Here is a 2568-nt window from a genome sequence, read left to right as displayed (position 1 = left end):
TGGGACTTTCAATAATAACTTTTTTGACAGCGAAGCTTCCAATCAATCAACCGATGCACTGGGATCAGCCACAGCAAAGACAACCACAGAGATGAAATGTGTTTTTACATATACAGATACTTCATATGTGGTCTCTGTTGGTTTGGATTCCGCTTGGGATTTCGTTTCTAATCCAAATGATGATGTAAACAATGATGACTATTGGGATATGGATCAGTTAGGAACAGTGAACAGTGGTTATCCTATTTTATCTTGGCAGAGTGGTTCAGATGACGAGATACTTAAAGGAGCAGGAACAACGGGAGCTCCATATCAAATATCTGATATTTGTGAATTAGCATTATTATCAAATAACAGTTCATATTGGGGTGATTACTTCATACAAACAGCAGACATAAATGCTTCTATTACAGACATTTTTAATATTTCTGGTGGTGATACATTAGGTTTCTCACCAATTGGAAATAATACAACAAGCTTCACAGGCGAATATGACGGTCAATGTTATATAATTGATTCATTATATATTAATCATTCAGGTACAGATTATATTGGTTTATTTGGCTATGCAAGTGGAGCAGTAATAGATAGCATAGGATTAACAAACATAGATATTACTGGTAATATTTATGTTGGCGGGCTTGTTGGATATAATTATCTTTTTTCAACAATTGCCAATAGTTACAGCACAGGAATTGTAAGTGGTAGTTATTATGTAGGCGGGCTTGTTGGATATAATCTTACTTCTTCAACAATAACTAATAGTTACAGTACAGGAAGTGTTAGTGGTACTAATGATTATGTAGGCGGGCTCGTTGGATGGAATTATAGTTCAACAATTACCAATAGTTACAGCACAGGAAGTATTAGTGGTAGTGAGCGTGTAGGCGGATTCGTTGGATATAATCGTACTTCTTCAACAATAACCAATAGTTACAGCACAGGAAGTGTTAGTGGTAGTGGTGATAATGTCGGCGGTCTCGTTGGAGAAAATAATTCATCTACAGTAAGCAACAGTTACAGCACAGGAAGTGTTAATGGTAATCATTGGGTAGGCGGTCTTGTTGGATATAATTATGATGGTTCTACAATTACCAATAGTTACGGTACAGGAAGTGTTACTGGTACTAGTCAGGTAGGTGGGCTCGTTGGATTTAATCGTATTTCTTCAACAATAACCAATAGTTACAGCATTGGAGATGTAACCCGTTCAAGTGGTACCCTTACATATTTTGGTGGTTTTGTTGGTTATAATTATAATTCAACTGTTGAAGATTGTTACTCAACCGGATCTGTTTCTTACACAGGTGCAACTGACCCAACAGATAAAGGATTTGTCGGTTATAATTATTCCGGAACTTACAACGACAATTTTTTTGACAGCACAGCTTCCAATCAATCAACCGATGCAGTAGGATCAGCCACGGCAAAGACAACAGCAGAGATGAAAGATTATAATACATTTACAGATGTAAGCACTACAGGATTAACTACTGCTTGGGATTTTGTGACTAATCCAAATGACGATGCTAATAATGATGATGATTGGGATATGGATCAGTTAGAAACTGTGAATGATGGTTACCCTATTTTATCTTGGCAAGATGGAGCGGATAATGTATTAACTATTACAGCAATTGAACTTAATGTAAAAATCTATCTTGAAGGAGCATATAAATAATTAGGAATTATGATTTGTGAATTAAACACTCGGTAGTGATATCGGGTGTTTTTTTGTTCACTGTAAAGACACGGAGACGCAAGGGATTTTGAGGGAACTTTGCGTTTCTGCGGTGGAGTCAATTCAATCTCATTATATCCAATCATTTTCTTTATACCACTTATAAGTTTTTTCCAATCCATTTTTTAATGAAAATTCAGGACTGTATTGCAATAGTTTTTTTGCTTTTTTCGACGAACATATCCAGTTATGATATTTCATTTCTTTATATTTATCTAAATTTAACATTGTTGAATAATGGAAAATTTTTGCAAAAAATACTGAAATATATACTATTATTTTTATAACAAATTTTGGAATTATAATTGTAAATATTTTTTTATTCATAATTTTTGCAATGGTTCTCATAATTTTATTCCACGAGTAGCCGGTGTCATTATCAGAAGCAAAAAATATTTCTCCGGATTTCGTTTTTATTATTGTGGTTTTTATTATTAACTGAATTAAATCTTCAACAAAAATCATACTTAAATGTCGCTCACTAATTCCCAAATGTAAATTAATTCCGAATTTCGCTAACCTAAAAAACAGTAAAGTTTCTCTATCTTTTGGACCATAGACAATTCCCGGACGAATAATTGTGGAGTAAAAATTGTCTCTGTTTTTTACTATAATATTTTCTGCCAATAATTTGCTTTTTCCGTAATTTGAAATCGGTTTATTTTCATCTGATTCTGTATTTACTTTATTTTTGTTTGTTGGACCACTTGCAGATAGGGAACTCAAAAAAATCAGATGTGTGTTTTTATTGGATTTTAGAATTGCTTCGATTAGATTTTTTGTTCCATTTGCATTTGTTTCAAACAATTCTTTTTTATTTATTGCCT

Annotated in this window: 2 protein-coding genes; one reads left to right on the top strand and one right to left on the bottom strand. The window is 33.4% G+C overall.

Translation table 11 applies throughout. From position 1 onward, the window contains the following. The coding region (locus U9R42_09230; GenBank protein MEA3496202.1) for a GLUG motif-containing protein at positions 1-1681 on the top strand (1681 nt) is incomplete at its 5' end. 132 nt (positions 1682-1813) lie between these two features. On the opposite strand, the gene U9R42_09225 is transcribed toward U9R42_09230, so the two are convergent. Next, positions 1814-2568: NAD(P)-dependent oxidoreductase (locus U9R42_09225; GenBank protein ID MEA3496201.1), on the bottom strand; the 755-nt coding region annotated here is incomplete at its 5' end.

The organism is Bacteroidota bacterium (assembly GCA_034723125.1).
Taxonomy (GTDB): Bacteria; Bacteroidota; Bacteroidia; order CAILMK01; family JAAYUY01; genus JAYEOP01.
The sequence above is the reverse complement of the archived record's forward strand: the minus strand, read 5'-3'. Positions and strand labels throughout refer to the sequence as shown.